Source organism: Streptomyces sp. NBC_01176 (genome assembly GCF_045039825.1).
Taxonomy (GTDB): Bacteria; Actinomycetota; Actinomycetes; order Streptomycetales; family Streptomycetaceae; genus Streptomyces.
In genome coordinates this window covers 3,405,502-3,430,376 of sequence record NZ_CP108600.1, presented here as the reverse complement: position 1 = coordinate 3,430,376, position 24,875 = coordinate 3,405,502, and the positions used below count along the sequence as shown (strand labels likewise).

The 24,875-nt window shown below is 71.4% G+C and carries 18 protein-coding genes; 13 read left to right on the top strand and 5 right to left on the bottom strand.

What is annotated here, in order from left to right; translation table 11 throughout:
- Positions 1-45: 45 nt before the first annotated feature.
- The 4 genes from OG199_RS14520 to serA all read left to right on the top strand — a co-directional run bounded on the left by OG199_RS14520 (position 46) and on the right by serA (position 5,594).
- A complete protein-coding gene (locus OG199_RS14520) occupies positions 46-1,902 on the top strand; it encodes an acetolactate synthase large subunit (protein ID WP_356803891.1) in 1,857 nt (618 codons plus the stop codon).
- A gap of 20 nt (positions 1,903-1,922) precedes the next feature.
- On the top strand, positions 1,923-2,453 hold the full coding sequence (gene ilvN / locus OG199_RS14515) for an acetolactate synthase small subunit (protein WP_148010603.1): 531 nt from the start codon (positions 1,923-1,925) through the stop codon (positions 2,451-2,453).
- A gap of 115 nt (positions 2,454-2,568) precedes the next feature.
- A complete protein-coding gene (gene ilvC, locus OG199_RS14510) occupies positions 2,569-3,570 on the top strand; it encodes a ketol-acid reductoisomerase (RefSeq protein WP_266701535.1) in 1,002 nt (333 codons plus the stop codon).
- 434 nt (positions 3,571-4,004) lie between these two features.
- Positions 4,005-5,594, top strand: a complete 1,590-nt coding sequence (serA, locus tag OG199_RS14505; protein ID WP_359495124.1) for a phosphoglycerate dehydrogenase — start codon at positions 4,005-4,007, stop codon at positions 5,592-5,594.
- A gap of 177 nt (positions 5,595-5,771) precedes the next feature.
- Here the strand turns inward: serA and OG199_RS14500 are convergent, their stop codons facing one another.
- Both OG199_RS14500 and OG199_RS14495 read right to left on the bottom strand, forming a co-directional pair.
- A complete protein-coding gene (locus OG199_RS14500; protein WP_405829796.1) occupies positions 5,772-8,783 on the bottom strand; it encodes an AAA family ATPase in 3,012 nt (1,003 codons plus the stop codon).
- A gap of 277 nt (positions 8,784-9,060) precedes the next feature.
- Positions 9,061-10,614, bottom strand: a complete 1,554-nt coding sequence (locus OG199_RS14495) for an MFS transporter (RefSeq protein WP_405829795.1) — start codon at positions 10,612-10,614, stop codon at positions 9,061-9,063.
- Positions 10,615-10,737: 123 nt separating this feature from the next.
- Here OG199_RS14495 and OG199_RS14490 point away from each other — a divergent pair, with 123 nt between their 5' ends.
- On the top strand, positions 10,738-11,343 hold the full coding sequence (locus OG199_RS14490; protein WP_356801852.1) for a TetR/AcrR family transcriptional regulator: 606 nt from the start codon (positions 10,738-10,740) through the stop codon (positions 11,341-11,343).
- An 88-nt stretch (positions 11,344-11,431) separates the two neighbouring features.
- Here OG199_RS14490 and OG199_RS14485 read toward each other — a convergent pair whose 3' ends face one another.
- Positions 11,432-12,709, bottom strand: coding sequence for a PucR family transcriptional regulator (locus OG199_RS14485; RefSeq protein ID WP_405829794.1), 1,278 nt, complete (start codon positions 12,707-12,709; stop codon positions 11,432-11,434).
- 168 nt (positions 12,710-12,877) lie between these two features.
- Here OG199_RS14485 and OG199_RS14480 point away from each other — a divergent pair, with 168 nt between their 5' ends.
- The 3 genes from OG199_RS14480 to OG199_RS14470 all read left to right on the top strand — a co-directional run bounded on the left by OG199_RS14480 (position 12,878) and on the right by OG199_RS14470 (position 16,210).
- Entirely contained in the window at positions 12,878-13,804 is a 927-nt protein-coding gene (locus tag OG199_RS14480; protein WP_356801848.1) for a proline dehydrogenase family protein, read from the top strand.
- Positions 13,805-13,839: 35 nt separating this feature from the next.
- Complete coding sequence (gene pruA, locus OG199_RS14475; protein ID WP_356801846.1) at positions 13,840-15,471, top strand: L-glutamate gamma-semialdehyde dehydrogenase; 1,632 nt, start codon at positions 13,840-13,842, stop codon at positions 15,469-15,471.
- Positions 15,472-15,643: 172 nt separating this feature from the next.
- A complete protein-coding gene (locus OG199_RS14470) occupies positions 15,644-16,210 on the top strand; it encodes a GNAT family N-acetyltransferase (RefSeq protein ID WP_405829792.1) in 567 nt (188 codons plus the stop codon).
- A 67-nt stretch (positions 16,211-16,277) separates the two neighbouring features.
- Here the strand turns inward: OG199_RS14470 and OG199_RS14465 are convergent, their stop codons facing one another.
- Positions 16,278-17,252, bottom strand: coding sequence for a LysR family transcriptional regulator (locus tag OG199_RS14465; protein ID WP_356801842.1), 975 nt, complete (start codon positions 17,250-17,252; stop codon positions 16,278-16,280).
- 66 nt (positions 17,253-17,318) lie between these two features.
- On the opposite strand from OG199_RS14465, the gene OG199_RS14460 reads away from it, so the two are divergent.
- On the top strand, positions 17,319-18,752 hold the full coding sequence (locus OG199_RS14460) for an MFS transporter (protein ID WP_405829790.1): 1,434 nt from the start codon (positions 17,319-17,321) through the stop codon (positions 18,750-18,752).
- Between the two features lie 203 nt (positions 18,753-18,955).
- Complete coding sequence (locus tag OG199_RS14455) at positions 18,956-19,084, top strand: hypothetical protein (RefSeq protein ID WP_095852449.1); 129 nt, start codon at positions 18,956-18,958, stop codon at positions 19,082-19,084.
- Positions 19,085-19,195: 111 nt separating this feature from the next.
- On the opposite strand, the gene OG199_RS14450 is transcribed toward OG199_RS14455, so the two are convergent.
- Entirely contained in the window at positions 19,196-20,761 is a 1,566-nt protein-coding gene (locus OG199_RS14450) for a purple acid phosphatase family protein (protein ID WP_405829788.1), read from the bottom strand.
- Between the two features lie 142 nt (positions 20,762-20,903).
- On the opposite strand from OG199_RS14450, the gene OG199_RS14445 reads away from it, so the two are divergent.
- The 3 genes from OG199_RS14445 (at position 20,904) to OG199_RS14435 (ending at position 24,698) form a co-directional block, all read left to right on the top strand.
- On the top strand, positions 20,904-21,947 hold the full coding sequence (locus tag OG199_RS14445; RefSeq protein ID WP_401799877.1) for a 3-isopropylmalate dehydrogenase: 1,044 nt from the start codon (positions 20,904-20,906) through the stop codon (positions 21,945-21,947).
- 274 nt (positions 21,948-22,221) lie between these two features.
- Positions 22,222-23,328, top strand: a complete 1,107-nt coding sequence (locus OG199_RS14440; protein ID WP_405829785.1) for a branched-chain amino acid aminotransferase — start codon at positions 22,222-22,224, stop codon at positions 23,326-23,328.
- A 392-nt stretch (positions 23,329-23,720) separates the two neighbouring features.
- Entirely contained in the window at positions 23,721-24,698 is a 978-nt protein-coding gene (locus OG199_RS14435; protein WP_356801835.1) for a GNAT family N-acetyltransferase, read from the top strand.
- Positions 24,699-24,875 lie beyond the last annotated feature (177 nt).

Genomic DNA, 24,875 nt, shown 5'->3' with positions numbered 1-24,875 from the left:
GTACACCGCACAAACCTCGCAAAAACCCTCAGCATCGAGAAGAGAATGACGATGACCGAGCAGGCCACCGGGGCCCATCATCCGCAGCCGCGGCCCCGTTCCGGAGGACAGCAGTCCGCGCCCGAACAGGTGACGGGTGCCAAGTCCCTCATCCGTTCTCTCGAGGAGGTAGGGGCCGACACGGTGTTCGGCATCCCCGGCGGCGCGATCCTTCCGGCCTACGACCCGCTGATGGACTCCCAGCGCGTGCGGCACGTGCTCGTCCGTCACGAGCAGGGCGCGGGCCACGCGGCCACCGGGTACGCGCAGGCCACCGGCAAGGTCGGCGTCTGCATGGCGACCAGTGGTCCGGGTGCCACCAACCTGGTGACGCCGATCGCCGACGCGCACATGGACTCGGTGCCGCTCGTGGCGATCACCGGGCAGGTCGCGTCCAAGGCGATCGGCACGGACGCCTTCCAGGAGGCGGACATCGTCGGCATCACCATGCCGGTCACCAAGCACAACTTCCTGGTCACCAAGGCCGAGGACATCCCGAAGACGATCGCGGAGGCCTTCCACATCGCCTCCACCGGCCGCCCCGGCCCGGTCCTCGTCGACATCGCCAAGGACGCCCTCCAGGCGCAGACCACCTTCCAGTGGCCGCCCACCATGGACCTGCCCGGCTACCGGCCGGTGACCAAGCCGCACGCCAAGCAGATCCGCGAGGCCGCCAAGCTGATCACGCAGGCGAAGCGGCCCGTGCTCTACGTCGGCGGCGGTGTGCTCAAGGCCCGTGCCACCGCCGAGCTGAAGGTCCTCGCCGAACTCACCGGAGCGCCCGTCACCACCACCCTGATGGCGCTCGGCGCATTCCCCGACAGTCACGAACTGCACGTGGGAATGCCGGGCATGCACGGTGCGGTCACCGCCGTCACCGCGCTGCAGAAGGCCGACCTGATCGTCGCCCTCGGAGCCCGCTTCGACGACCGCGTCACCGGCAAGCTGGACAGCTTCGCCCCGTACGCCAAGATCGTCCACGCCGACATCGACCCGGCCGAGATCGGCAAGAACCGCGCGGCCGACGTGCCGATCGTCGGGGACGCCCGCGAGGTCATCGCCGACCTGGTCCAGGCCGTGCAGAAGGAGCACAGCGAGGGGCACCGCGGCGACTACAGCGCCTGGTGGAGGGACCTCAACCGCTGGCGCGAGACCTACCCGCTGGGTTACGAGCAGCCCGACAACGGCTCGCTGTCGCCGCAGCAGGTCATCGAGCGCATCGGACAGCTCGCGCCGGAGGGCACGATCTTCGCCGCGGGCGTCGGCCAGCACCAGATGTGGGCCGCGCACTACATCCAGTACGAGACCCCCGCGACCTGGCTGAACTCCGGCGGCGCCGGGACGATGGGCTACGCGGTGCCGGCCGCGATGGGCGCCAAGGCGGGGCAGCCGGACCGCACGGTCTGGGCGGTCGACGGCGACGGCTGCTTCCAGATGACCAACCAGGAGCTCACCACCTGCGCCCTGAACAACATCCCGATCAAGGTCGCCATCATCAACAACGGCGCCCTCGGGATGGTCCGCCAGTGGCAGACCCTCTTCTACAACCAGCGCTACTCCAACACCGTGCTGCACAGCGGCCCGGGCGCTGACGGCAAGCAGCCGAGCGCGGGCACCCGCGTCCCGGACTTCGTGAAGCTGTCGGAGGCGATGGGCTGCTACGCCATCCGCTGCGAGTCCCCGGACGACCTCGACAAGGTCATCGAAGAGGCGAACTCGATCAACGACCGCCCCGTCGTGGTCGACTTCATCGTCCACGAGGACGCCATGGTGTGGCCGATGGTCGCCGCCGGCACCTCGAACGACGAGATCATGGCAGCCCGGGACGTCCGCCCCGACTTCGGCGACAACGAAGACGACTGAGAGAGAGCCGAGTCCGAACCATGAGCACCAAGCACACCCTCTCCGTCCTCGTCGAGAACAAGCCCGGTGTCCTCGCCCGGATCACCGCGCTGTTCTCGCGCCGCGGCTTCAACATCGACTCGCTCGCCGTCGGCATCACCGAGCACCCGGACATCTCCCGCATCACCATCGTGGTGAACGTGATCGAGGCACTGCCGCTCGAACAGGTCACCAAGCAGCTCAACAAGCTCGTCAACGTCCTGAAGATCGTCGAGCTGGAGCCCGGCGCGGCGGTGCAGCGCGAACTCGTTCTGGTGAAGGTGCGCGCCGACAACGAGACGCGCTCCCAGATCGTCGAGATCGTCCAGCTGTTCCGCGCCAAGACCGTGGACGTCTCCCCGGAGGCCGTCACCATCGAGGCCACCGGCGGCAGCGACAAGCTGGAGGCCATGCTCAAGATGCTGGAGCCGTTCGGCATCAAGGAGCTCGTCCAGTCCGGCACGATCGCGATCGGACGCGGGGCGCGTTCGATCACGGACCGGTCGCTGCGCGCGCTCGACCGATCAGCCTGAGTCCCGGAACGGGCGGCCGGTGATCGCCGACCGCCCGTATGCCGAGACCCGGAAACTTTCCCTCCCCCGCCCGCCGTACGGTGGGACGCGACACCGCACACCAAGGAGAACCCCAGTGGCCGAGCTGTTCTACGACGACGACGCCGACCTGTCCATCATCCAGGGCCGCAAGGTCGCGGTCATCGGCTACGGCAGCCAGGGCCACGCCCACGCGCTGTCGCTGCGCGACTCGGGTGTCGACGTCCGCGTCGGTCTGCACGAGGGCTCCAAGTCCAAGGCGAAGGCCGAGGAGCAGGGCCTTCGCGTGGTGACGCCGTCGGAGGCCGCCGCCGAGGCCGACGTCATCATGATCCTGGTGCCGGACCCGATCCAGGCCCAGGTCTACGAGGAGTCCATCAAGGACAACCTCAAGGACGGCGACGCGCTGTTCTTCGGTCACGGCCTGAACATCCGCTTCGACTTCATCAAGCCGCCGGCCGGCGTCGACGTCTGCATGGTCGCCCCGAAGGGCCCGGGTCACCTGGTCCGCCGCCAGTACGAGGAGGGTCGCGGCGTGCCCTGCATCGCGGCCGTCGAGCAGGACGCGACCGGCAACGGCTTCGAGCTGGCGCTGTCGTACGCGAAGGGCATCGGCGGCACCCGCGCCGGCGTCATCAAGACGACCTTCACCGAGGAGACCGAGACTGACCTGTTCGGTGAGCAGGCCGTCCTCTGCGGTGGTACCGCGGCGCTGGTCAAGGCGGGCTTCGAGACCCTGACCGAGGCCGGCTACCAGCCGGAGATCGCGTACTTCGAGTGCCTCCACGAGCTGAAGCTCATCGTCGACCTCATGTACGAGGGCGGCCTGGAGAAGATGCGCTGGTCGATCTCCGAGACCGCCGAGTGGGGCGACTACGTCACCGGCCCGCGCATCATCACCGACGCCACCAAGGCCGAGATGAAGCAGATCCTCGCCGAGATCCAGGACGGCACGTTCGCCAGGAACTGGATGGAGGAGTACCACTCCGGTCTGAAGAAGTACAACGAGTACAAGACCCAGGACCAGAACCACCTCCTGGAGACCACCGGCAAGGAGCTCCGCAAGCTCATGTCGTGGGTCAACGACGACGAGGCGTAAGCCGAACGGCCGAAAGGGCCGGAGCGGACCTGCTCCGGCCCTTCGGTCTGACCCTGGGTAATGCCCGTGAGCGCGACGTTGTACACACCGTCCAGCCACGGACGAGTGATCCTTCCACAGAGGCGCAAGAAGACCCCTGTTACGGCACTACACTGCTGCACAACATACGCGTCAGGCCCACAGCGTCGTGCGTCTTCCACGCGGCTCGAGCGACCCCGAAGATCTGCAGGCACGCCCCCGCGCCGCCCGGCACGCACTCTCGCCGCACCGGTCACGGGCCCGAGTAGCTTCCGCTACGAGAGCCCCGTCCGGCAGACCGAGAGCACGCTCCGGACGACGCGAGAACGCACCCGCACCTCCCCGAGGCCGCTACATCCCTCCACTCGCCCGCGGCCGTCGGGACGGCCGTCCGCATTGGACTTGTGAGGACTCACGTGAGCTCGAAACCTGTCGTACTCATCGCTGAAGAGCTGTCGCCCGCGACTGTTGACGCCCTGGGCCCGGACTTCGAGATCCGGCACTGCAACGGCGCGGACCGTGCCGAGCTGCTGCCCGCGATCGCCGACGTCGACGCGATCCTGATCCGTTCGGCCACCAAGGTCGACGCCGAGGCGGTCGCCGCCGCGAAGAAGCTGAAGGTCGTCGCACGAGCCGGCGTCGGCCTGGACAACGTCGACGTCTCCGCCGCCACCAAGGCCGGCGTGATGGTCGTCAACGCGCCCACCTCCAACATCGTGACCGCCGCCGAGCTGGCCTGTGGTCTGCTGCTGGCCACCGCGCGGCACATTCCGCAGGCCAACTCGGCGCTGAAGAACGGCGAGTGGAAGCGCTCGAAGTACACCGGCGTCGAGCTGGCCGAGAAGACCCTCGGTGTCGTCGGACTCGGCCGCATCGGCGCGCTGGTCGCCCAGCGCATGTCGGCGTTCGGCATGAAGGTCGTCGCCTACGACCCCTACGTCCAGCCTGCCCGGGCCGCGCAGATGGGCGTCAAGGTCCTGTCGCTGGACGAGCTGCTCGAGGTCGCGGACTTCATCACGGTGCACCTGCCCAAGACCCCCGAGACGGTCGGTCTCATCGGTGACGAGGCGCTGCACAAGGTCAAGCCGTCGGTACGGATCGTCAACGCCGCGCGCGGCGGGATCGTCGACGAGGAGGCGCTGTACTCGGCGCTCAAGGAGGGCCGCGTCGCGGGCGCGGGCCTGGACGTGTACGCGAAGGAGCCCTGCACGGACTCCCCCCTCTTCGAGCTCGACGAGGTCGTCTGCACCCCGCACCTCGGCGCCTCCACGGACGAGGCGCAGGAGAAGGCCGGTGTCTCCGTCGCCCGTTCGGTGCGTCTGGCGCTCGCCGGTGAGCTGGTCCCGGACGCGGTGAACGTGCAGGGCGGTGTCATCGCCGAGGACGTCAAGCCGGGCCTGCCGCTCGCCGAGAAGCTCGGCCGCATCTTCACCGCGCTGGCGGGCGAGGTCGCGGTCCGCCTCGACGTCGAGGTGTACGGCGAGATCACCCAGCACGATGTGAAGGTGCTCGAACTCTCCGCGCTCAAGGGTGTGTTCGAGGACGTCGTCGCGGAGACGGTGTCGTACGTCAACGCCCCTCTCTTCGCCCAGGAGCGCGGTGTCGAGGTGCGCCTGACGACCAGCTCGGAGTCCCCGGACCACCGCAACGTCGTCACCGTGCGCGGCACGCTCGGCGACGGCCAGGAGGTCGCGGTCTCCGGCACGCTCGCCGGCCCCAAGCACCTGCAGAAGATCGTCGCCGTCGGCGAGTACGACGTGGACCTCGCCCTCGCCGACCACATGGTCGTGCTGCGCTACGAGGACCGTCCCGGTGTCGTCGGCACCGTCGGCCGCGTCTTCGGCGAGGCGGGCATCAACATCGCCGGCATGCAGGTGGCCCGCGCGGCCGCGGGCGGCGAGGCCCTCGCGGTCCTCACCGTCGACGACACGGTCCCGCAGGGTGTCCTCAACGAGGTGGCCGAGGAGATCGGCGCCACGTCGGCCCGGTCGGTGAACCTCGTCTGACGTCCGCCATCGAGGGCCGGGCCACCTTCGGGGGCCCGGCCCTCGGTCGTGCGCCGGTGGTCGCCGGTGGGCGGACGGCCCGCGGTTCGGCGGCGGACGAGCCTGTGGCGGATCGACATCGGCCGGGTGTCGACGGGGGACCCGCGGGGGCGGATCCGCGGGCGTGGGGCCAAGGCCTCAGGCGGACGCGGTGGGCTCCGGTTCGATCAGGCCCTCGCGGTAGGCGATGGCCACCGCCTCCGTGCGGCCGGCGGCGCCCAACTTGCCGAGGATGTTGGAGACATGGACGCTCGCCGTCTTGCCGCTGATGAACAGCTCCTCGCCGATCTGGCGGTTGGTGCGGCCCCGCGCGAGCAGCCGCAGGACGTCGCTCTCGCGGGCGGTCAGGGCCGCGATGCGATCCGCGGCGGACGGTGAGCCGGCGAGACGGCCGCGCCGGATCAGGGCGTCCACCTCCTCGCGCAGCGGTACGGCACCGAGCCGGTCGGCGATGTCACGGGCGGCGCGGGCCTGCCCGGCGGCCTCCTCGCGCCGGTCCGCCGCGACCAAAGCCTCGGCGAACCGCCGTCTGGAGCGCGCCAGTTCGTAGGGATCGCCGTAGCCGAACGCGCTGACGGCCGATTCCCACGCGGAGACGGCCCGTTCCCGCGCGGCGCTCTCCGTCTGGGCGTGCGCGCGCAGCCACTCCGCCTCGGCGCGGGCCAGCCAGGCGAGGCCTTCCGGGCCCTGCCGCGTCCCGTCCTCGCCCTTGGCGGCGGTGCTCCGGGCGACCTCCACCAGTTCGGAGGCGGTGGCCGCCCAGCGCAGGGCCCCGGCCTCGTCGCCGGTCAGACGCAGCCGTACGGCCGCGTCGGCGACCGCGGAGAGCGCGAGCGCGGCGAGCCGCACCCCGATGTCGGGCCGCTCGCTGCCGGAGCCGTCGCTGAGGGCCGCGAGGCTCTCGCGCATGGCCGCGACGGCGCCCTCGGCGTCCCCGCGCAGCGCCGCGGCGTCGGTCAGCACGATGCCCGCGACGAGTGAGGCCATCCAGTCGAACGGCCCGTCGAGCAGGGCGCGGGCCCGCTCGACGGCCCCCTGCTCGCCACGCGCCAGCGCCACGTACAGCGCGGGACCGGTGGCGAAAGCGCCCGCCGGAGGCAGCCGTTCGGCGTCGGCGGCGGCCGCCCGGGCGCACTCGTCCCAGCGGCCCAGGGTGTAGAGGATCAGGGACTGGAGGTAGCGCAGCTCCAGCGCGTACGGCGAGGACAGGAGTCCGGAGCGGCCCGCTCGCTCCAGCCCCTCGGAGAGCCAGGTCAGGCACTCGTCCAGTGCCCCGGACTCGTAGCATCCGATGGCCAGGTTGAAGAGCGCGCGCATCTCGACGGAGACGTTGCCCGCCTGCCGGGCCAGGTCACGGGCCCGGCGCAGTCGCTCCCGGCCCCGCGGGGTCCGCCGGTTGCCGCCGTCCAGACCGACGAGGGAGATGGTCAGGTCGGCCTGGGCGTCGGGCAGCCGGAGTTCCTCGGCGGTGCGCAGGGCCTGCCGGGCGACACGGTGGGCGTCCTCGTCGTGGCCCATGTACCGCGCGGCCATGACATGGGTGGCCGCGGCCCACACCCAGGTGTGCGAGGGGGGCTCGGCCGGGATCATGGCCAGCGCCTCACTGCTGTACGTGTAGGCGGCCTTCGTGCTGTCGACACGCATCAGATTGCCCGCGAGGGTGTAGCGGACGCGGGCGGCGAGCTCCGAGTCGGCGTCCGAACCCGCCCGGGCGAGTGCGGCGCGGGTGAGGGAGACCGCCCGGTGGGCGTCGCCGGCGTGCGCGGCGGCCGCGGAGGCGCGCAGCGTGAGCGTCACGGGGCCGGATGTCCGTGGGCGGGCGGCGGGGTCCACCGCGGACCACAGTTCGAGCACGGTCTCCAGGTGACGCAGCTCCTCGGCGGGCGCGCCGAGAACCTGGGCGTGGTCGGCGGCTTCCAGGGAGGCGGTGAGCGCGTCCGCCAGGTCGTGGCTCTCGCGCGAGTGGTGGGCGCGCTCGGCCGAACGGGCCTGCCCGGCAAGGAGTCCGGCGAACGTACCGTGCAGCCGGACTCGCTCGCCCGGTAGCAGATCGGCGTAGACGGCCTCCCGGGTCAGGGCGTGCCGGAAGGAGTAGGTGCCGTCCTCGCCGGGGACCAGGAGCTGTCGTCCGACGGCCTCGCGCAGCGCCGACTCCAGGGTGTCCTGCGGCAGTTGCAGGGCGTCGTGCAGCAGGCCGTGCTCGACGCGCCGTCCGGCGACCGCGGCCGTGCGCAGCACCTGCTGGGCGGTGTCGGACAGTTGCTCGATGCGGATGAGGAGTACGTCGGCGAGGCCGCTCGGCATGGCGGGGGTGGCCGGGTCGACGTCGCCGGGCAGCGCGGCGAGCAGCTCCTCCGCGTAGAAGGCGTTGCCCTCGGCGCGTTCGACGATACGGCGGACGGTGGTGTCGGAGAGGACCTCCGCCCGCAGGGCGCGTACCAGGCGGGCCACCTCGGCGTCGGCCATCGGGCGCAGTTCGAGACGGTCCACGGAGGGCAGCCGGACCAGCTCGGCGAGCAGGGGGCGCAGGGGGTGGCGGCGGTGCAGGTCGTCCGCGCGGTAGGAGGCGAAGACGGCCAGGCGGTGGGCCGGGGCACCGGGCGCCGCGTTCTGGAGGAGCCCGCGGCTGAGGAGGAAGCGGAGCAGGTCGCGGGAGGACTGGTCGGCCCAGTGGAGGTCTTCGAGGACCAGGAGGAGGGGGGTGATGTCGGCGACGGCGGCCAGCAGGGCGGCCACCCCCTCGAACAGCCGCAGGCGGCCGCCGGCGTCCGCGGTGCCGTCGGGGGTGCCGGGGCCGGTTCCGCCGCCGGTTCCGGTGCCGAGCAGTCGGTCGACCGCCGGGTGGGCGGCGAACGCGGCCGCGAAGCGCTCGTCCGCGGCGAGGACGCCGAGGATCTCGGTGAACGGGAGGTAGGGCAGGCCCACGTCGCCGAGGTCCACGCAGTGGCCTGTCAGCACCGTCATGTCCGTGCGGGTGGCGTGGGCGGCGGCCTCCGTCAGGACACGGGTCTTGCCGACGCCGGCGTCTCCGGAGACGAGCACCGCGCGCGGGGTGCCGTTCCTGGCTCGGTCCAGCACCTCGGTGAGCCGGGCGAGTTCGCTGGCGCGGCCTATGAGCGGCGTACCGAATGTCTGTGCCACAACCACCATCCTGGCACGCGTCCCGTCCCAGGGGGCTCCGCCCCCGGACCCCCGCCAGGGGCGCTGCCGCCCCCTGGACCCCCGCTTCGCCCGAAGGGCTCGTCCTCAAACGCCGGACGGGCTGAAAATCCGCAGCCCAGGCCCGCGTCTCCAGCCCGTCCGGCGTTTGAGGGCGAGGCCGTTCAGGCCGACAGGGGGTCTGGGGGCGGAGCCCCCAGGTACAGGATGGGTCGGGTAGGGGCGGCGGGGGCGAGAACCCCGGGGTGCCAAGAGCGCGCGGCGGGTGTCAGACGGAAGTCTGCTCCCGGTGCGGCGCCCCGACCGCGTCCTCCCGCACCCGCACCCGCCGAAGCGTCGCCGAGGCGAGCACCGCCGCGCCGACCAGCAGCACCGCACCCGTGACCGCCGCCGCGTGCATCCCGTCGGTGAAGGCCTCGCGGGCCGCCCGGACCAGTGCCCCGCCGGCGTCGCCGGGCAGCTGGTGGGCCACCGCCAGGGCGCCGCCCAGGGTCTCGCGGGCCGCGTCCGGCGCGTCGGACGGAATCCCGTGGCGATAGACCGCCGTGCCGATCGAGCCCAGGACGGCCATGCCCAGCGCACCCCCGAACTCCGCGCCGGTCTCCAGCAGGGAGGAGGCGACGCCCGCGTTGGCGGCGGGGACCGTGCTCAGCGCCAGGTCCATCATCTGGGACATGACGACGACGATGCCGGCGGCGAGGACACCGGCTCCGGCGAGTGCCCACCACAGCGAGTCCGTGCCGGTGAGCGCCAGCAGCCCGTAGCCGCAGGCGCCTAGGGCGAATCCGCCGGAGACGACATGGGCGCGGTGCACGCCCTTCTGCACCAACTGCGCGGCCACCGGCGCGGCGACGCCGACCAGGACCGTCGGGAGCAGCGCCCACAGGGCGGCCTCCATGGAGCTCTTGCCCAGCACCGACTGCAGGTACTGGGTGGTGAAGTACGCCGAACCCATCATCCCGAACGAGGAGACGAGGTTGAGGGCGACGGCCGGCGCGAAGCCGCGGCCGCGGAACAACTCGGGGGAGACCAGCGGGGATTCGGCGGTGCGCTGACGTCGGACGAAGAGGGCGGTGAAGAGGAGGCCGACGACGATCGAGAGGACGTACCCGAACTTCCAGCCCTCGGAGGGGATTTCCTTGATGCCGTAGATGACGGGCAGCACGGCCGCCATCGACAGTGGGACGCTCGGCAGGTCGAAGCGGCCGGGCCGCGGGTTCCTGGACTCGGGGAGCAGGACCGGGCCGAGGACCAGCAGCAGTGCCATCGCGGGCAGGTTGACCAGGAAGACGGAGCCCCACCAGAAGTACTGCACCAGGATTCCGCTCATCACCGAGCCGAGCGCGACGCCACCGGTCATGACGCCGGACCACAGACCGATGGCCTTCGCGCGCTGACCGGGGTCCGTGAACATCGTGCGGATGATCGCCATCGTCGACGGCATCAGGGTCGCGCCGCCGACGCCGAGGAGCGCGCGGGCCGCGATCAGTGTCCCCGCGCTGTCGGCGTAGGCGGCGAGGGCGGACGCCCCACCGAACGCGGCGGCGCCGAACAGAAGGAGCCTGCGACGGCCGATGCGGTCGCCGAGCGATCCCATCGTCATCAGCAGGCCGGCGAGCACGAACGCGTAGATGTCGAAGATCCACAACTGCTGGGTGCCGCTCGGTTCCAGGTCCGCGCTGATCGCGGGGATCGCGAAGTAGAGGACCGACACGTCCATGGAGACGAGGAGCAGCGGAAGCATCAGGACACCGAGGGCGGTCCATTCGCGGCGGCCGGCGCGTGCGCCGGGTGCGGGAGTCGTGCGCGTCGGGTTCGTCATGGCAGGGACTGTACGAGCGTCTTAAACGCTTGTCTAGTACGGGTGTGTAGGACGCTCGTTTGGGACGCTCGTGTGTGACGTATGTCTGAGACGTTTGTATGGATCGAGGGTAGGGTGACCCGCATGGGACACCGTGAGGATCTGCTCGAAGGCGCCAAGCGCTGCCTGCTGGAGAAGGGGTTCGTGCGCACGACCGCGCGCGACATCGTGAAGGAGTCGGGGACGAACCTGGCCTCCATCGGCTACCACTACGGGTCGAAGGACGCCTTGCTCACCCAGGCCTTCGTGGAACTCGTGCAGGAGTGGGGCGAGAAGTCGGGCCATCATCCGGAGCGGGAGGACACGGCCGGGGGTTCCGTGGAACGCTTCCACAGCGTGTGGGCGCGGATGCTGGATTCCTTCGAGGAGTACCGGCCCGTGTGGGCGGCCAGCATGGAGGTCGTGACACAGGGGGAGCGGGTGCCGCAGCTGCGCGACCTGCTGGCGCAGGCGCAGACCGAGGGGCGGGCCGGGCTGGCCGCGATGCTGCTGGGCCTGGACGAGGAGACCCTCGACGAGCGGACCGTGAAGTCCGTCGGCGGCTTCTACCAGGCGCTCCTCAACGGGCTGATGGTGCAGTGGCTCTTCGACCCGGCGAGCGCGTCGACCGCGGACGACCTGACGGAGGGGCTGCGCCGCGTGATCGAGGCGGCGGGGGCGGCCCGACGGGACGGCGCGGTGTCCCCGTGACCGTCCCCGGCGGCCCGTTCACCCGCTCGGCCGGGGCCGCTCGCCCGGGTGGCCCCGGCCGAGCGGAGAGGGGAGTGCCCCGCTCTCCTCACAGCCGTGCCGCCTTGAGCGCCATGTGCAGCAGCAGGCGGTCCTCCCCGTCGTCCAGGTCGAGGCCCGTCAGCTGCTCGACGCGGGAGAGACGGTAGTAGAGCGTCTGCCGGTGGATGCCCAGTTCGGCCGCGGTCCGCCCCGCCTGGCCCGCGCAGTCGAGGAACACCTCGGCGGTGCGCGCGAGTTCGTGGTGGGCGGGGGAGAGGAGCGTGCGCACGGCGGGGTCCCGGGCGGCCTCCGGAGGGAGAGTGGTGAGGAGGCGGTACGGGCCGATCGACGACCACTCGGCGACCGGGCCGAGGCGGGGCTCGGCGAGGACCGCGCGGGCGGCGGCGGACGCCTCCTGCCAGCCGGCCCCCAGCTCCGCGAGCCCCACCCGCGCCCCCGCGACCCCGGCCGCCGCCCGTGCTCCCGAGGCTCCGGTGCCTCCGGCGCGCTCTCCCGCCGCCTCCCGTACGAACCGGACGGCCGCCGTGAGCGCCGGGGTCAGCACCTCGGGCGAGCGCAGCCGGACCAGCAGCGCCAGGCTCCAGCCGGGCTCCGCCCCTTCACCGGCGGCGGAGGCACCACCGCTCCACGGCACCGTGCACAGGGCGGTGGCACCCGGCACCGTACGGGCCGACGGAGCGTCGTCCGGGTCGGCCGAGGGCCAGGGCGCGACGCACACCAGCGTGTGCAGACCCTCACCGCGCGGGCCGAGCGCCGTCCGCAGTTCGGCCACGGCCATGTCCCGCTGCCAGCCCCGTTCGGCGGTGAGCACGGCCCGCAGCTCGCGGGTCAGGTCCGCGCCCGCCTGTGCCTCGTCCGCGAGCAGCGCGCCGATGCGGGAGGCGACCTCCATGGCGGCGTCCAGCCGCTCCCGCGCCGGCCCGGGGTCGTCGTCCAGGAGCCACACGTATCCCAGCACGACACCCCGATGGCGTACGGGGAGACAGACGCGTCCCCGGTAGACCCCCGCCTCCGGGGTCGGCGGAATGCGGACCGGGGCCGTGGCCCGGGCGATGCCGAAGCCCTCGAACCAGGCGCGGACCGCCGGGGTGGAGCGGCGGGTGAGGATCGAGCGGGTACGGACGGGGTCGAGGGCGGCCGCGTCGAAATCGTCGTCGCCGTCGCTCCCGTACGCGGCGAAGGCGATCAGCTCGAAGTCCCGGTTCTCCAGGGTCGCGGGGGCGTCGAGCAGCGCCGAGATCTCGTCGACCAGCTCCTGGTACTCACCGCCGCCGGCCGTCCTGCCCGCCTTGAAATCGCCCGTCACACGGGCATTCTCCCCCATCTCCCCTCACCCTTCATACAGATGTCTGAGATCCAGGGCACGGATGCGTGACAGCTGTCGATGGCCGAGGATCAGGGGGATCCTTAGGTTTCACGGTGGTTCCCCGTGCCGTCCCCGCGTGTTGTCCGTGCGGGTTCGCGGCCGTCCGTACTTTCCGTGGAGGTGCCCGTGCTGGGTCCCGTGATTCTCGCCGCGTCGCGCAGCGACCGCATGCGCCGTTTCGTGTCGGCGGCCCCCGGCACCAAGCAGGTGGTGGCCCGCTTCATCGCCGGTGAGAGCGTCGACCAGGTCGTCCCGGTCGTCCAGGACGCCGTCGCCAAGGGTCTCGCGGTCACCCTGGACGTGGTCGGCGAGGACATCACCACGCGCGATCAGGCCTTCGCCGCCCGCGACGCCTATCTGGAGCTCATCGAGCACCTCAGGGAACTGGACCTCGGCACCAAGGCCGAGATGTCCGTCAAGCTCTCGATGTTCGGCCAGGCGCTGGACGGAGGCCACGAGCTGGCGCTCGCCAACGTCCGCCCGGTCGTCGAGGCCGCGGCCGCGATCGGCACCACGGTCACGCTGGACGCCGAGGACCACACCACCCTCGACTCGATGTTCGCCATCCACGAGGAGCTGCGGAAGGACTTCCCCGCGACCGGCTGCGTCATCCAGGCCTACCTGTTCCGCACCGAGGCCGACGCCCGGCGCCTCGCCGCGAGCGGCAGCCGCGTACGCCTCGTGAAGGGCGCCTACAAGGAGCCCGCCGAGGTCGCCTACCAGGACAAGGCCGAGACCGACAAGGCGTACGTCCGTATCCTGCGCATCCTGATGGAGGGCGAGGGCTACCCGATGATCGGGTCCCACGACCCGCGCCTGATCTCCATCGCCCAGGAGCTGGCCCGCAAGGCCGGCCGCAAGCTCGACGAGTACGAGTTCCAGATGCTGTACGGCATCCGCGGCGAGGAGCACCTGCGGCTCGCCGCCGAGGGCCACCGCATGCGGGTCTACACCGCCTACGGCACCGACTGGTACGGCTACTTCATGCGCCGCCTCGCGGAGAAGCCCGCCAACCTGCTCTTCTTCGCCCGCTCGATCCTCACCAAGGGCTGAGTCCGAACCACCGCTCACTAAGGAGTACGGAACACATGGACGCTGTGACCCAGGTCCCCACCCCCGTCAACGAGCCGGTGCACGGCTACGCCCCCGGCTCGCCGGAGCGCGCCCGTCTGGAGGCCAAGCTCAAGGAGCTGGCCGAGAACCCGATCGAGCTGTCGATGACCATCGGCGGCGAGAAGCGGCTCGGTGGCGGTGAGCGCTTCGAGGTCGTGCAGCCGCACAACCACAAGGCCGTCATCGGCACCGGCGCGCACGCCACCCGGGCCGACGCCCAGGACGCCATCGACGCGGCCCTCGCCGCCGCGCCCGCCTGGCGCGCGATGTCCTTCGACGACCGCGCCGCGATCATCCTGCGCGCGGCCGAGCTGCTGGCCGGCCCCTGGCGCGAGACCCTCGCGGCCTCCACGATGCTCGGCCAGTCGAAGACGGCCCAGCAGGCCGAGATCGACTGCCCGTGCGAACTGGTCGACTTCTGGCGCTTCAACGTCGCCTACGCCCGCCAGATCCTCGCCGAGCAGCCCCCGGCCAACTCGCCGGGCGTCTGGAACCGCCTCGACCACCGCCCGCTCGAAGGCTTCGTCTACGCGATCACGCCCTTCAACTTCACGGCGATCGCGGGCAACCTGCCGACGGCTCCCGCGCTGATGGGCAACGTCGTCGTCTGGAAGCCGTCCCCGACCCAGACCCACGCCGCCGTGCTGCTGATGCGGCTCCTGGAGGAGGCCGGTCTGCCCAAGGGCGTCATCAACCTCGTCACCGGTGACGGCATCGAGGTCTCCGAGGTGGCGCTGGAGCACCGTGATCTCGCGGGCATCCACTTCACCGGGTCGACCAAGACCTTCCAGTACCTGTGGAAGACGGTCGGCGCCAACATCGAGAAGTACCGCTCGTACCCGCGCCTGGTGGGCGAGACCGGCGGCAAGGACTTCGTGGTCGCCCACCCGTCGGCCGACCGGGCCATCCTCAAGACGGCCCTGACCCGCGGTGCCTTCGAGTACCAGGGCCAGAAGTGCTCCGCGACCTCCCGCGCCTACATCCCGGCGTCGATCTGGAACTCCGGGTTCAAGGAGGAGTTCGCGGCCGAGATCGACCACCTGACCATGGGTGACGTCACCGACCTGTCGAACTTCATCGGCGCGGTCATCGACGAGCGGTCCTTCGCCAAGAACAAGGCGGCGATCGACCGGGCGAAGTCCGACCCGGCCTGCACGGTCGTCGCGGGCGGCTCGTACGACGACTCGGTCGGCTACTTCGTGCGTCCGACGGTCGTCGAGTGCTCGGACCCGGAGAACGAGGTCTTCAAGACCGAGTACTTCGGTCCGTTCCTCGCCGTGCACGTCTACGAGGACGACGCGTACGACGCGATGCTGACCCAGATGGAGTCGGCCTCCGACTACGCGCTGACCGGCTCGGTCGTCGCGGGCGACCGCGCGGCCGCCGCGTACACGATGGAGAAGCTCCGCTACGCCGCGGGCAACTTCTACATCAACGACAAGTCGACCGGCGCCGTCGTCGGCCAGCAGCCCTTCGGCGGCGGCCGTGCCTCGGGCACGAACGACAAGGCGGGCGCCCCGCAGAACCTGATGCGCTGGACGCTGACCCGCGCCATCAAGGAGACGCTGGTCCCGCCGACCGACTACACGTACCCCCACATGGGCTGACCCCCACGGGACGTCCGACGCGGGCCGGGCGGTCGCCGATCAGGGCGGCCGGCCGGCCCGCGTGCGTGCTCACGGACGCCGTCGTACCGGCCGCCCTCCGTCGCCCGCACCGGCCGGCGGCCCGGCGCACGAGGCGATCGACGGCCACGGGGGGCGCCGGGATACTGGGCGGATGGCCACCCGACTGCGGACCGCCCACACCGCGGACCTCGCGCCCGCCGAACTCCACGCGGTCCGCGCCTTCCTGGACGACGCCTTCGGCGGGGACTTCGGTGACGAGGACTGGGACCACGGCCTCGGTGGCATCCACGCGCTCGTCCACGACGACCAGGGCCTCGCGGGCCACGGCTCCGTGATCCAGCGCCGGGTGCTGCACCGCGGGCGCTCGCTGCGGGTCGGCTACGTGGAGGCCGTGGGCGTCCGGGCCGACGTGCGCAGACGGGGGCTGGGCGGCCGGGTCATGGCGGCCCTGGAGCGGGTGATCGAGGGCTCGTACGCGTTGGGCGCGCTGTCCGCGAGCGAGGAGGGCGGCCCCCTGTACGCCGCCCGTGGCTGGCAGCGCTGGCCGGGCCGGATCTGCGCCCTGGGGCCGGGAGGCGTCGTGCGCTTGCCGGACGAGGAGGGCAGCACCTTCGTACGGCCCGTCGTCACCACGGTTTCCCCCGGCCGCCTCCCGCACGGTGCCCTCGACCCGGCCCATGAACTGGTCTTCGACTGGCGGGAGGGGGACGTCCTGTGACCGGCACCCCGACGCGCCCCGCGAGGCCCGGTCCCGTCTCGACCGCACCGGACCGTACCGATCCGTGTCATCCGGCCGTGCGCGCGACGTCACCGGTCACCGCCGGCGCCGCACCCGCCGCACCCGCCACCCGTTCCAACGCCCCCCGCAGCCACCGATGCGCCGGATCGGTGTCCAGCCGAAGGTGCCACGCCTGGCCCGACGCGACCAGGGGCAGGTCGAGCGGGATCTCCAGCGCCACCAGCGGCATCACCCGCGTCGCCTCCGCCGCGACCTCGAAGGGGATCAGCGCCAGCGCGTCCGTGCGCAGTGCGAAGAAGCAGGCCGCGCCGTAGGTCGGGGCGGTGGCCAGGACGTCGCGGCGCAGACCGAGCGCGGCGAGACGTTCGTCCACCACACTGTGCGCCCGGCCGCGCCGCGTCACCGTGAGGTGCGGCAGCGCGGCGAACCGCTCGGGCGTCAGCGGCTCGCGGGCCAGATCCGTACCGGCCCGTGCCACGGCCACCATCCGGCGCGCGTACAGCGCGGAGCTCCGTACGTCGTGCGGCAGCGGATCCGGCAACTCGCCCACGTCCAGGTCGACATGGGTGCGCAGATCCGCCGGGTCCTCCTCGCCCTCCGGCAGCAGCCGCAGCCGCACGCCGGGCGCCTCCCGGGCCGCCAGCGCCAGCAGCGGGGCACCGAGCGACATGGCGATCCCGTCGTTCGTACGGATCCTGAACTCCCTGTGCAGGGAGGCGAGGTCGACGTCCCTCGGCGGACGCAGCGCCGCCAGCGCACCCGCCAGCGCCTCCCGCACCAGGGGCCGCATCTCCCGCGCCCGGGGTGTCAGGGCCAGCCCGCGCCCCGACGGGACGAGGAGCGGGTCGCCGACCACCCGGCGCAGGCGGCCCAGGGTGCGGCTCATCGCCGAGGGCGACACGTTCAGCTCGGCCGCGGCGCCCGCCACGCTGCCCGCGCGGAGCAGGGCGTCGAGGGCGGGCAGGAGGTTCATGTCGGGAAGGGGCGTGGCCGACGCGGCCCCCGACGGCAATTGCTGCATGAGACGCAAGGCTACGTGAAGCAATCGGACCTTGTGTACAGCAATCGGCGCCCTGAACCTGGACCCATGATGGATTCGCGTCAGCGCGGCACCGCGCTCCTCGTCGCGGGCTGCTTCTTCATGGAGATGCTGGACGGCACGATCGTGTCGACCGCCGTCCCGCGGATAGCCCGTGACCTGCACACCGGCCCCGCCTCCGTGGGCCTGGTCGTCACCGCCTACCTCGTCACCCTCGCCGTCCTCATCCCCCTCTCGGGCTGGCTCACCGCCCGGTTCGGCCCGCGCCGCGTCTTCCTCGCCGCGATCACGGTCTTCACCGTCGCGTCCCTGGCCTGCGCGTTCGCCCCGAACCTCGGCGTGCTCGTCGGCACGCGCGTCCTGCAGGGCGCAGGCGGCGCGATGATGGTGCCGGTCGGCCGGCTGGTCGTCCTCGCCGGGACCGCCAGACGGGACCTGACGCGCGCCGTCGCGTACATCGTGTGGCCCGGTCTCGTCGCCCCGGTGCTCGCGCCGCTGCTCGGCGGCCTGATCGCCACGTACGCCTCCTGGCACTGGATCTTCCTGCTGAACGTGCCACTCGGTGTCGTCGCTTTCCTCGTCGCGCGCCGTCTGATCGAGGCGGGCCCGCACGGGACGCCACCGCCGCTGGACGTGCCCGGCATCGTGTTCGTCTGCTCCGGACTCGCGGCCCTGACCTGGGCGGCCCATCTGGTCTCCGGGGCGGGCAGCGATCCCGTGGCGGTGGTGGTGACCGCACTCGCCGCCACCGCCGCGCTGGCCGCGGGCGGACGCCATCTGCTGCGCACCTCGCACCCGTTGATCAACCTGCGCACCCTGGACGTCCCGTCCTTCCGGGCCTCGGCGCTCGACGGCTCGCTCTGCATGGCGGTCGTCTCCGCCCTCCCCTTCCTGCTCCCTCTTCTCTTCCAGGAGGTGTTCGGCTGGAGCGCGGTGAAGTCGGGCGCGGTGGTGCTGTTCGTCTTCGCCGGCAACATCGGCATCAAGCCCGCGACGACGTACCTCATCAACCGTTTCGGGTTCCGGCCGCTGCTGATCGTCGCCACGCTGGGGCTCGCGGTCACGACCGCGGCCTGCGCGCTGTTCACCGCCACGACGCCGGTCGTGGTGATCGCGGTGGTCACGGCGCTCGGCGGTGTCGCCCGCTCGGTCGGGCTCTCCGGTTACGCGACGATCGCGTTCAGCGAGACCGCGCCCGAGCGGCTGCGCGACGCCAACGCCCTCTTCGCGACCTCGCACCAGTTGGCCGCGGGCCTGGGGGTGGCCGTCGCCTCGATCGCACTGCGCGGGGGAGCGGCGCTGACGGACGCGCCGCGTTCGGCGTACGCCGTCGCGTTCGTGGTGCTCGGCGCGCTCTGCCTGCTGCCGACCCTGGGTGCCCTGCGGCTGCACCCCGCGGCGGGTGATGCCGCGCGGAGCGTCGGTGCTGGTCAGACCCGGGTGACCCGATCCGCCGTCTCAGATAGTAGGAAGTCCGAGTAATTGTGGAGACAGATGCTCCGTCCTCGCTTAGCTTGGTAGGAGCCGAACGTCTCGCTAGACCAAGCGAATGGCGGTCGTGAGCCGGCGCCCCTGGCAGGCAACCCCTGCGGCACCGCTCCCCGCCCCTTCCGGCGTCTCGTAATCCCTCACCGCACTTCCGGCCGCCCGTTCCGGGTCTCCGGAGGCTAAGGAGTCGATTCATCATGGCCGAGACGACCGTCCGCCGAGTCCGTCACGTTTCCCGTTCGAGCGAGTCCGACCGCAAGAACGCGGCCGCCGCCCTCCAGCGAGCCCTGGACCGCAGGGACAACGGCGGTGAGACGGGCCACTGAGGCCCGCCCCCGTCCAAGCCGCGCGCCGGGCCCGCAGCCGGGTCCCGCGCGGCCTGTGAGTCATCCGTCCCACGAGCCGGGAGCCGCACCCGACCGAGGTGCGGCGCGGGGTCACGCTCCGCGCCGCACCTCGAAGTAGTCGATCCGCCTGCCGTCCTGGGCGAGCGCCGACACCTTGAGCGTCGGCGCCGCGCCGGTCTCCGCCTCCACCGAGAGGAAGGAGTAGCCGGTGTAGCGCACGCGCGACCACTCCACGGTGTCGTGCTGCTGCTGCCGCGCCTTCGTCCAGTGGAAGGTCCTGACCGGCTCGTGGCGCGTGGTCTTCCCCTCGTAGCTGTCCTTCACCCCGGCGGGGAAGCGGTACAGGCTCTTGCCCGCCCCGCCCGCGGTGACGTACACGATCCCGTCCCGAGTCGGATCGGTCGACGCGCCGACCGGCACCGGCCTGCCCACCCTGCCGTCCTTGACGGCGTCGGTGCGCTCGTACACGTGGTTGTGCCCGTTGATCACCAGGTCCACCTGGTGCTTGGCGAACAGCGGAAGCCAGGCGTCCCGCACGCCGCCGTCGGAGGCGTGGGTCGAGGTCGAGTAGGCGCAGTGGTGGAAGAAGACCACCACGAAGTCGACGCTCCCGCGCAGTTCACCGAGCCGCCGGTCGAGCCACGCCGTCTGCCGGCCGTCCGTGTAGCCCTTGTTGGCGGGGATCTCGTACGACACGTCGTTCGCGTCCAGCGCCACGATGCCGACGTTGCCGTAGGTGAAGGAGTACACGCCCGGCGCCCGGCGGGCGTCGAAGCCGTTGTCCGGGAGGGACCAGCGTGCCGACTGGCCGCCGTACCCGTTCGGCGAGTACCAGGCCTCCATGTCGTGGTTGCCGGTCGTCACCATCCACGGCACCGACCTCGCCACCGACTCGGTCTGCCTGAGGAACAGGTCCCAGGCGCTGGGGTCGTAGATGTCGGACTTCGCGCCGAGGCCCACCGAGTCCGCGTAGCAGATGTCGCCCGCGTGCAGGTGGAAGGCCGGGTGCCGGCCGAGCAGCACCTTGTCGTTGGCGAGCGCGTCGGGGGTGACTCCCTGGTCGCCGAAGGCGGTGAAGACGAACTTCTCCGGACGCGCGGGCGCGGTACGGAAGGAGCCGACCGTGGAGTGCCGCTCCCGTGACGCGGGGTCGAACCCCTCGTGGCCGACTCCGTAGTAGTACGTCGTGCCGGGCCGCAGGTTGTCCAGCGCCGCGTGCAGGTAGTACTGGTCCAGCGCGAACCGCTGACCGGTGAGGCCCGGTGTGTGCAGGTCACGGACCTCCGCCTCGATCCGCCGGCTCAGCCCCCAGGGCGTCAGCCCCACCCGCACGTAGGGCTTCCGGACCGCCAGGGGCACCTGCCAGGAGATCCGCATCTGGGTCTTCGGGTCCGCGCCGAAGGCGAGATGGCGCCCGAAGGGCGTGACGGCGGAACCGTGCACCTGCCCGGTGGCGGAGCCCGCCCTCGGGGTGGACACGCGCGCCGGGCTCTTCGGACCGGACGCGCAGCCGGCCAGCAGCCCACCGCCGGCGAAGGCGCCCGCCGCGGTCAGCGCGCGGCGCCGGGTGAGCTTCGTCCGCAGGTACTCGTGCTGCTCGGCCATGCTCATACGGCGCGCGAGCTGCTCGGGAATGCCGACGTCGGGAGTGTCCATGTTCGAGAACTTCCCAGCGAGGTCCAACGGGGGCCCTACGTACGGGTGAACGCAGGGCGACGGGTTGGCGTGCGGCAGCACCGACTCGTCCGTATGGCGGACACGTCGTGTCATCCCATGGGACAGGGAGTACGGTGCCTTCATGTCTCGCAGCATCAATCTCGCAGTGATCCCCGGTGACGGCATCGGCCAGGAGGTCGTGGCCCAGGGGCTGAAGGTGCTCTCCGCCGTCCTCCCGCAGGATGTGAAGCTGGAGACCAAGGACTTCGATTTCGGCGCCCGGCGGTACCACGCGACCGGGGAGACCCTCACCGAGGCCGACCTCGATGCCCTGAAGCGGCACGACGCGATCCTGCTCGGCGCGATCGGCGACCCCTCGGTCCCGTCCGGCGTCCTGGAGCGGGGCTTCCTGCTCAAGCTGCGCTTCGCCTTCGACCACCACGTCAACCTGCGTCCCTCGAAGCTGCTCCCCGGGGTCGCCACCCCGCTGGCCGGCCAGCCCGAGATCGACTTCGTGGTGGTCCGCGAGGGCACCGAGGGCCCCTACACCGGCAACGGCGGCACCATCCGCAAGGGCACCGAGCACGAGGTCGCCACCGAGGTCTCCGTCAACACGGCCTTCGGCGTCGAGCGTGTCGTCCGCGACGCCTTCGCCCGCGCCCAGGCCCGCCCGCGCAAGAAGCTGACGCTGGTCCACAAGAACAACGTGCTGACCTTCGCGGGTCACCTCTGGACGAACGTCTTCAACAAGGTGGCCGAGGAGTTCCCCGAGGTCACCACGGACTACATCCATGTGGACGCCGCGACGATCTACCTCGTCACGGACCCCGCGCGCTTCGACGTGATCGTCACCGACAACCTCTTCGGCGACATCATCACCGACCTCGCCGCGGCCGTCTCCGGCGGCATCGGCGTCGCCGCCTCCGGCAACATCAACCCGAGCGGCGAGTTCCCCTCGATGTTCGAGCCCGTGCACGGCTCGGCGCCCGACATCGCGGGCCAGGGCAAGGCCGATCCCAGCGCCACCGTCCTGTCCGTCGCCCTCCTGCTGCGCCACCTCGGCTACGAACCCGAGGCCGCCCGCATCGAGGACGCCGTCTCCGCCGACCTCGCCGAGCGCGTCGGGCAGCCCGCCCGCAGCACCGAGGAGATCGGCGACGCGCTCGCCGTACGAGTAGCCGGCTGACCCCGCGCGCTCACCCCAACGAAGCAGCCGCCGGGTCGCAACAGCGCCCGGCGGCTTTTCTTCTGCCCTCGCCGGGTGCCACCATCAACCCCTGGGCAACCCCATGGGCCGCATTCACCCCGTTTTCGTCCACGGCCCCGACCGCGCGATACTCGCGCGATAATCGAACGCGGAGCCGCCGAATGAGGGAATGCTCGGACGTCCTAGCACTGGCCACTGGCAGTACAGGCGTGAGCGCGGCCCGTCACACACAACCGGTGAAGGACAACCACTCATGACGACGCCCACGATCGAGCTCAAGCCCTCTTCGCAGCCCCGCTCGGATGCGGAGCGCGAGGCACTGCTCACCAGCCCCGGGTTCGGCCGCCACTTCACCGACCACATGGTGACGATCAAGTGGACCGAGGGTCGCGGCTGGCACGACGGTCAGCTCGTTCCGTACGGCCCGCTCTCCCTCGACCCGGCGAACATGACCCTGCACTACGCGCAGGAGATCTTCGAGGGCCTCAAGGCCTACCGCCAGCCCGACGGCTCCGTCGCCACCTTCCGCCCGGACAAGAACGCCCGCCGCTTCCAGGCCTCCGCCCGCCGCCTCGGCATGCCGGAGCTGCCGGTGGAGACGTTCATCGAGGCCTGTGACGTGCTGGTCCAGCAGGACAGGGCCTGGGTCCCGGCGCACGGCGGCGAGGAGTCCCTCTACCTCCGCCCGTTCATGATCGCGACCGAGGTCGGGCTCGGGGTGAAGCCCGCCAACGAGTACCTGTTCCTCGTCATCGCCTCCCCGGCCGGCGCCTACTTCCCCGGCGGCGTGAAGCCCGTGTCCATCTGGCTCTCCGAGGACCGCGTGCGCGCCGTCCCCGGCGGCATGGGCGACGCCAAGACCGGCGGCAACTACGCCGCCTCGCTGCTCGCGCAGGCCGAGGCCGCCGCCAAGGGCTGCGACCAGGTCTGCTACCTCGACGCGGTCGAGCACCAGTGGATCGAGGAGCTCGGCGGCATGAACCTGTACTTCGTGTACGGCGGCGCGGCCGGTGAGAAGCCGGTGATCGTCACCCCCTCGCTCACCGGTTCCATCCTGGAGGGCGTCACCCGCGACTCCCTGCTCACCGTGGCCCGCGACCTCGGCTACGAGTCCCGTGAGGGCCGTGTCTCCATCGACCAGTGGCAGCGCGACGCCGAGAACGGCACGCTGACCGAGGTCTTCGCCTGCGGCACCGCGGCGGTCATCACCCCCGTCGGCACGGTCAAGCGCACGGGCGCCGAGTGGAAGCAGTCCGGCGGCGAGCCCGGCGAGGTCACCATGAAGCTGCGCGAGGCACTCCTCGACATCCAGCGCGGCATCAGCACGGACCAGCACGGCTGGATGCACCCGCTGGGCTAGGCCCGCTGTCTCCCGGGGCCCTCGCGCGCCCCTCGCGTCCGTCGGTCCCCCGCGATCCACGCGTCCCACCGGTCCCCGCCTCCCCGACAGGAGTGCGGGGACCGGTAGTCCGTTCGATGCGTCGTGTGCGCAGCACCGGTGCCGTAATGGATTGCGAGGTCGTGTCATGTGCCCGCTTCCGGCTCCCGGCCGGTCGAAACGATCATCACCATCAGCTGCCCGATCCGACGCGCTCGGACCCTCCGCCGCGGGAGCACTCCTCCGCGGTGCCCCTGCTTTCGGTGGCCTGCGGCGGACTCGCTCGTTCACCCGATGGATCGTCAAGTGGACATCGCTGAGGGTAGTTTGGTGCATTCATTCGCACCGGGGGTGAAGGCGTGACCGTGCCTGCCATGGAGACGATCGAGATCGTACGGGCGACCCAGGACCATGTCCCGAGGATCCTCGAACTGGCGCAGTCCAGGAGCCTGGAGGGCACTGATCCGGCTGTTGCGAGCCAGGACGGGTTCTTGGTGTCCGGGTACACCGAGGAGGTGTACCGGGCGGCGTTGGTGAGGGCCGAGCATTTCTACGTGGCGGTCAAGGGGACCGACGTCCTGGGATTTCTGCTGGCGTACAGCGACGAGCGGATCGGACTCGATGAGTGGCTGAATCATCGGATCAAGACCACGCTCGGCAGCTTTCTGGTGATCAAGCAGGTGTGTGTGGCCCGTGATGCGGCACGGCAGGGGGTTGCGTCGCAGCTCTACCACCATGTGCTGGGGCAGTGGACGAGCAACCCGGTGATCGCGGCGGTGGTGAGCGAGCCGCTCAACGAGGCGTCGACACGGTTTCACCGGAAGCTCGGCTTCGAGGAACTGACACGGCTGAGGCCGCCGGACGGCCGGTTGCGGGTGGTGTGGGTGTGGCGGAAGCCACGCGAGTCGATGCTGCAGACGCAGTACGGGATCGCCGTGGATCTGTACAAACACGAGGACATCATCAACTGGAACAAGCTCAACAACTTCCTCTACATCACGGCGGGCCTCGCGGCCACGCTGGCGTTCACGCTCGGCAAGGAGGGCGCGAAGTCGGAAGGGATGGGGCTGGGCATTGCTGTGATCATCACGGTGATCGGGTTCGCGTCGGCGCTGGCGTTCGCCGTCATGCTGCGGTTCGGGCGGCGCTATCTGCAGGCCCGTAAGAGCGCGGTCGTGGATTTGGAGGAGCACATGGCCTGGCACGGCGGGCACAGGATCGTGGGACGCCAGATGGCCGAGCCGGGGGCGGCGTGGCTGCACTCGTCTCCGACGGGCCTTGTGATGGTGGTGCTTCCGGCCTTTGTCGCACTGTGCTGGCTGGCGATGCTGGTCGTGCTGCTCGCCCAGTAGCGGTACGTCCGGTCAGGCCGGGGGACATCGATGCACCCCCGGTCTGTACAGGTCGGAGGCGCACCGTCAGGTGATGCTCTCAAAGGGTGTCCGCGCGGTGGCGGGACGGCTGCCACAGCCGCACCTCACAGGGGGGTAGGTGCCTGCCGTGCTGCTCCGCTCGGCTCGGCGCCGTGG

Coding starts and splice junctions, on each gene's coding strand:
- OG199_RS14520 (WP_356803891.1), top strand. CDS start 46: ATGACGATGACCGAGCAGGCCACCGGGGCCCATCATCCGCAGCCGCGG.
- ilvN (WP_148010603.1), top strand. CDS start 1,923: ATGAGCACCAAGCACACCCTCTCCGTCCTCGTCGAGAACAAGCCCGGT.
- OG199_RS14500 (WP_405829796.1), bottom strand. CDS start 8,783: ATGGTGGTTGTGGCACAGACATTCGGTACGCCGCTCATAGGCCGCGCC.
- OG199_RS14495 (WP_405829795.1), bottom strand. CDS start 10,614: ATGACGAACCCGACGCGCACGACTCCCGCACCCGGCGCACGCGCCGGC.
- OG199_RS14490 (WP_356801852.1), top strand. CDS start 10,738: ATGGGACACCGTGAGGATCTGCTCGAAGGCGCCAAGCGCTGCCTGCTG.
- OG199_RS14485 (WP_405829794.1), bottom strand. CDS start 12,709: ATGGGGGAGAATGCCCGTGTGACGGGCGATTTCAAGGCGGGCAGGACG.
- pruA (WP_356801846.1), top strand. CDS start 13,840: ATGGACGCTGTGACCCAGGTCCCCACCCCCGTCAACGAGCCGGTGCAC.
- OG199_RS14470 (WP_405829792.1), top strand. CDS start 15,644: ATGGCCACCCGACTGCGGACCGCCCACACCGCGGACCTCGCGCCCGCC.
- OG199_RS14465 (WP_356801842.1), bottom strand. CDS start 17,252: ATGCAGCAATTGCCGTCGGGGGCCGCGTCGGCCACGCCCCTTCCCGAC.
- OG199_RS14460 (WP_405829790.1), top strand. CDS start 17,319: ATGATGGATTCGCGTCAGCGCGGCACCGCGCTCCTCGTCGCGGGCTGC.
- OG199_RS14455 (WP_095852449.1), top strand. CDS start 18,956: ATGGCCGAGACGACCGTCCGCCGAGTCCGTCACGTTTCCCGTTCGAGC.
- OG199_RS14450 (WP_405829788.1), bottom strand. CDS start 20,761: ATGGACACTCCCGACGTCGGCATTCCCGAGCAGCTCGCGCGCCGTATG.
- OG199_RS14445 (WP_401799877.1), top strand. CDS start 20,904: ATGTCTCGCAGCATCAATCTCGCAGTGATCCCCGGTGACGGCATCGGC.
- OG199_RS14440 (WP_405829785.1), top strand. CDS start 22,222: ATGACGACGCCCACGATCGAGCTCAAGCCCTCTTCGCAGCCCCGCTCG.
- OG199_RS14435 (WP_356801835.1), top strand. CDS start 23,721: ATGGAGACGATCGAGATCGTACGGGCGACCCAGGACCATGTCCCGAGG.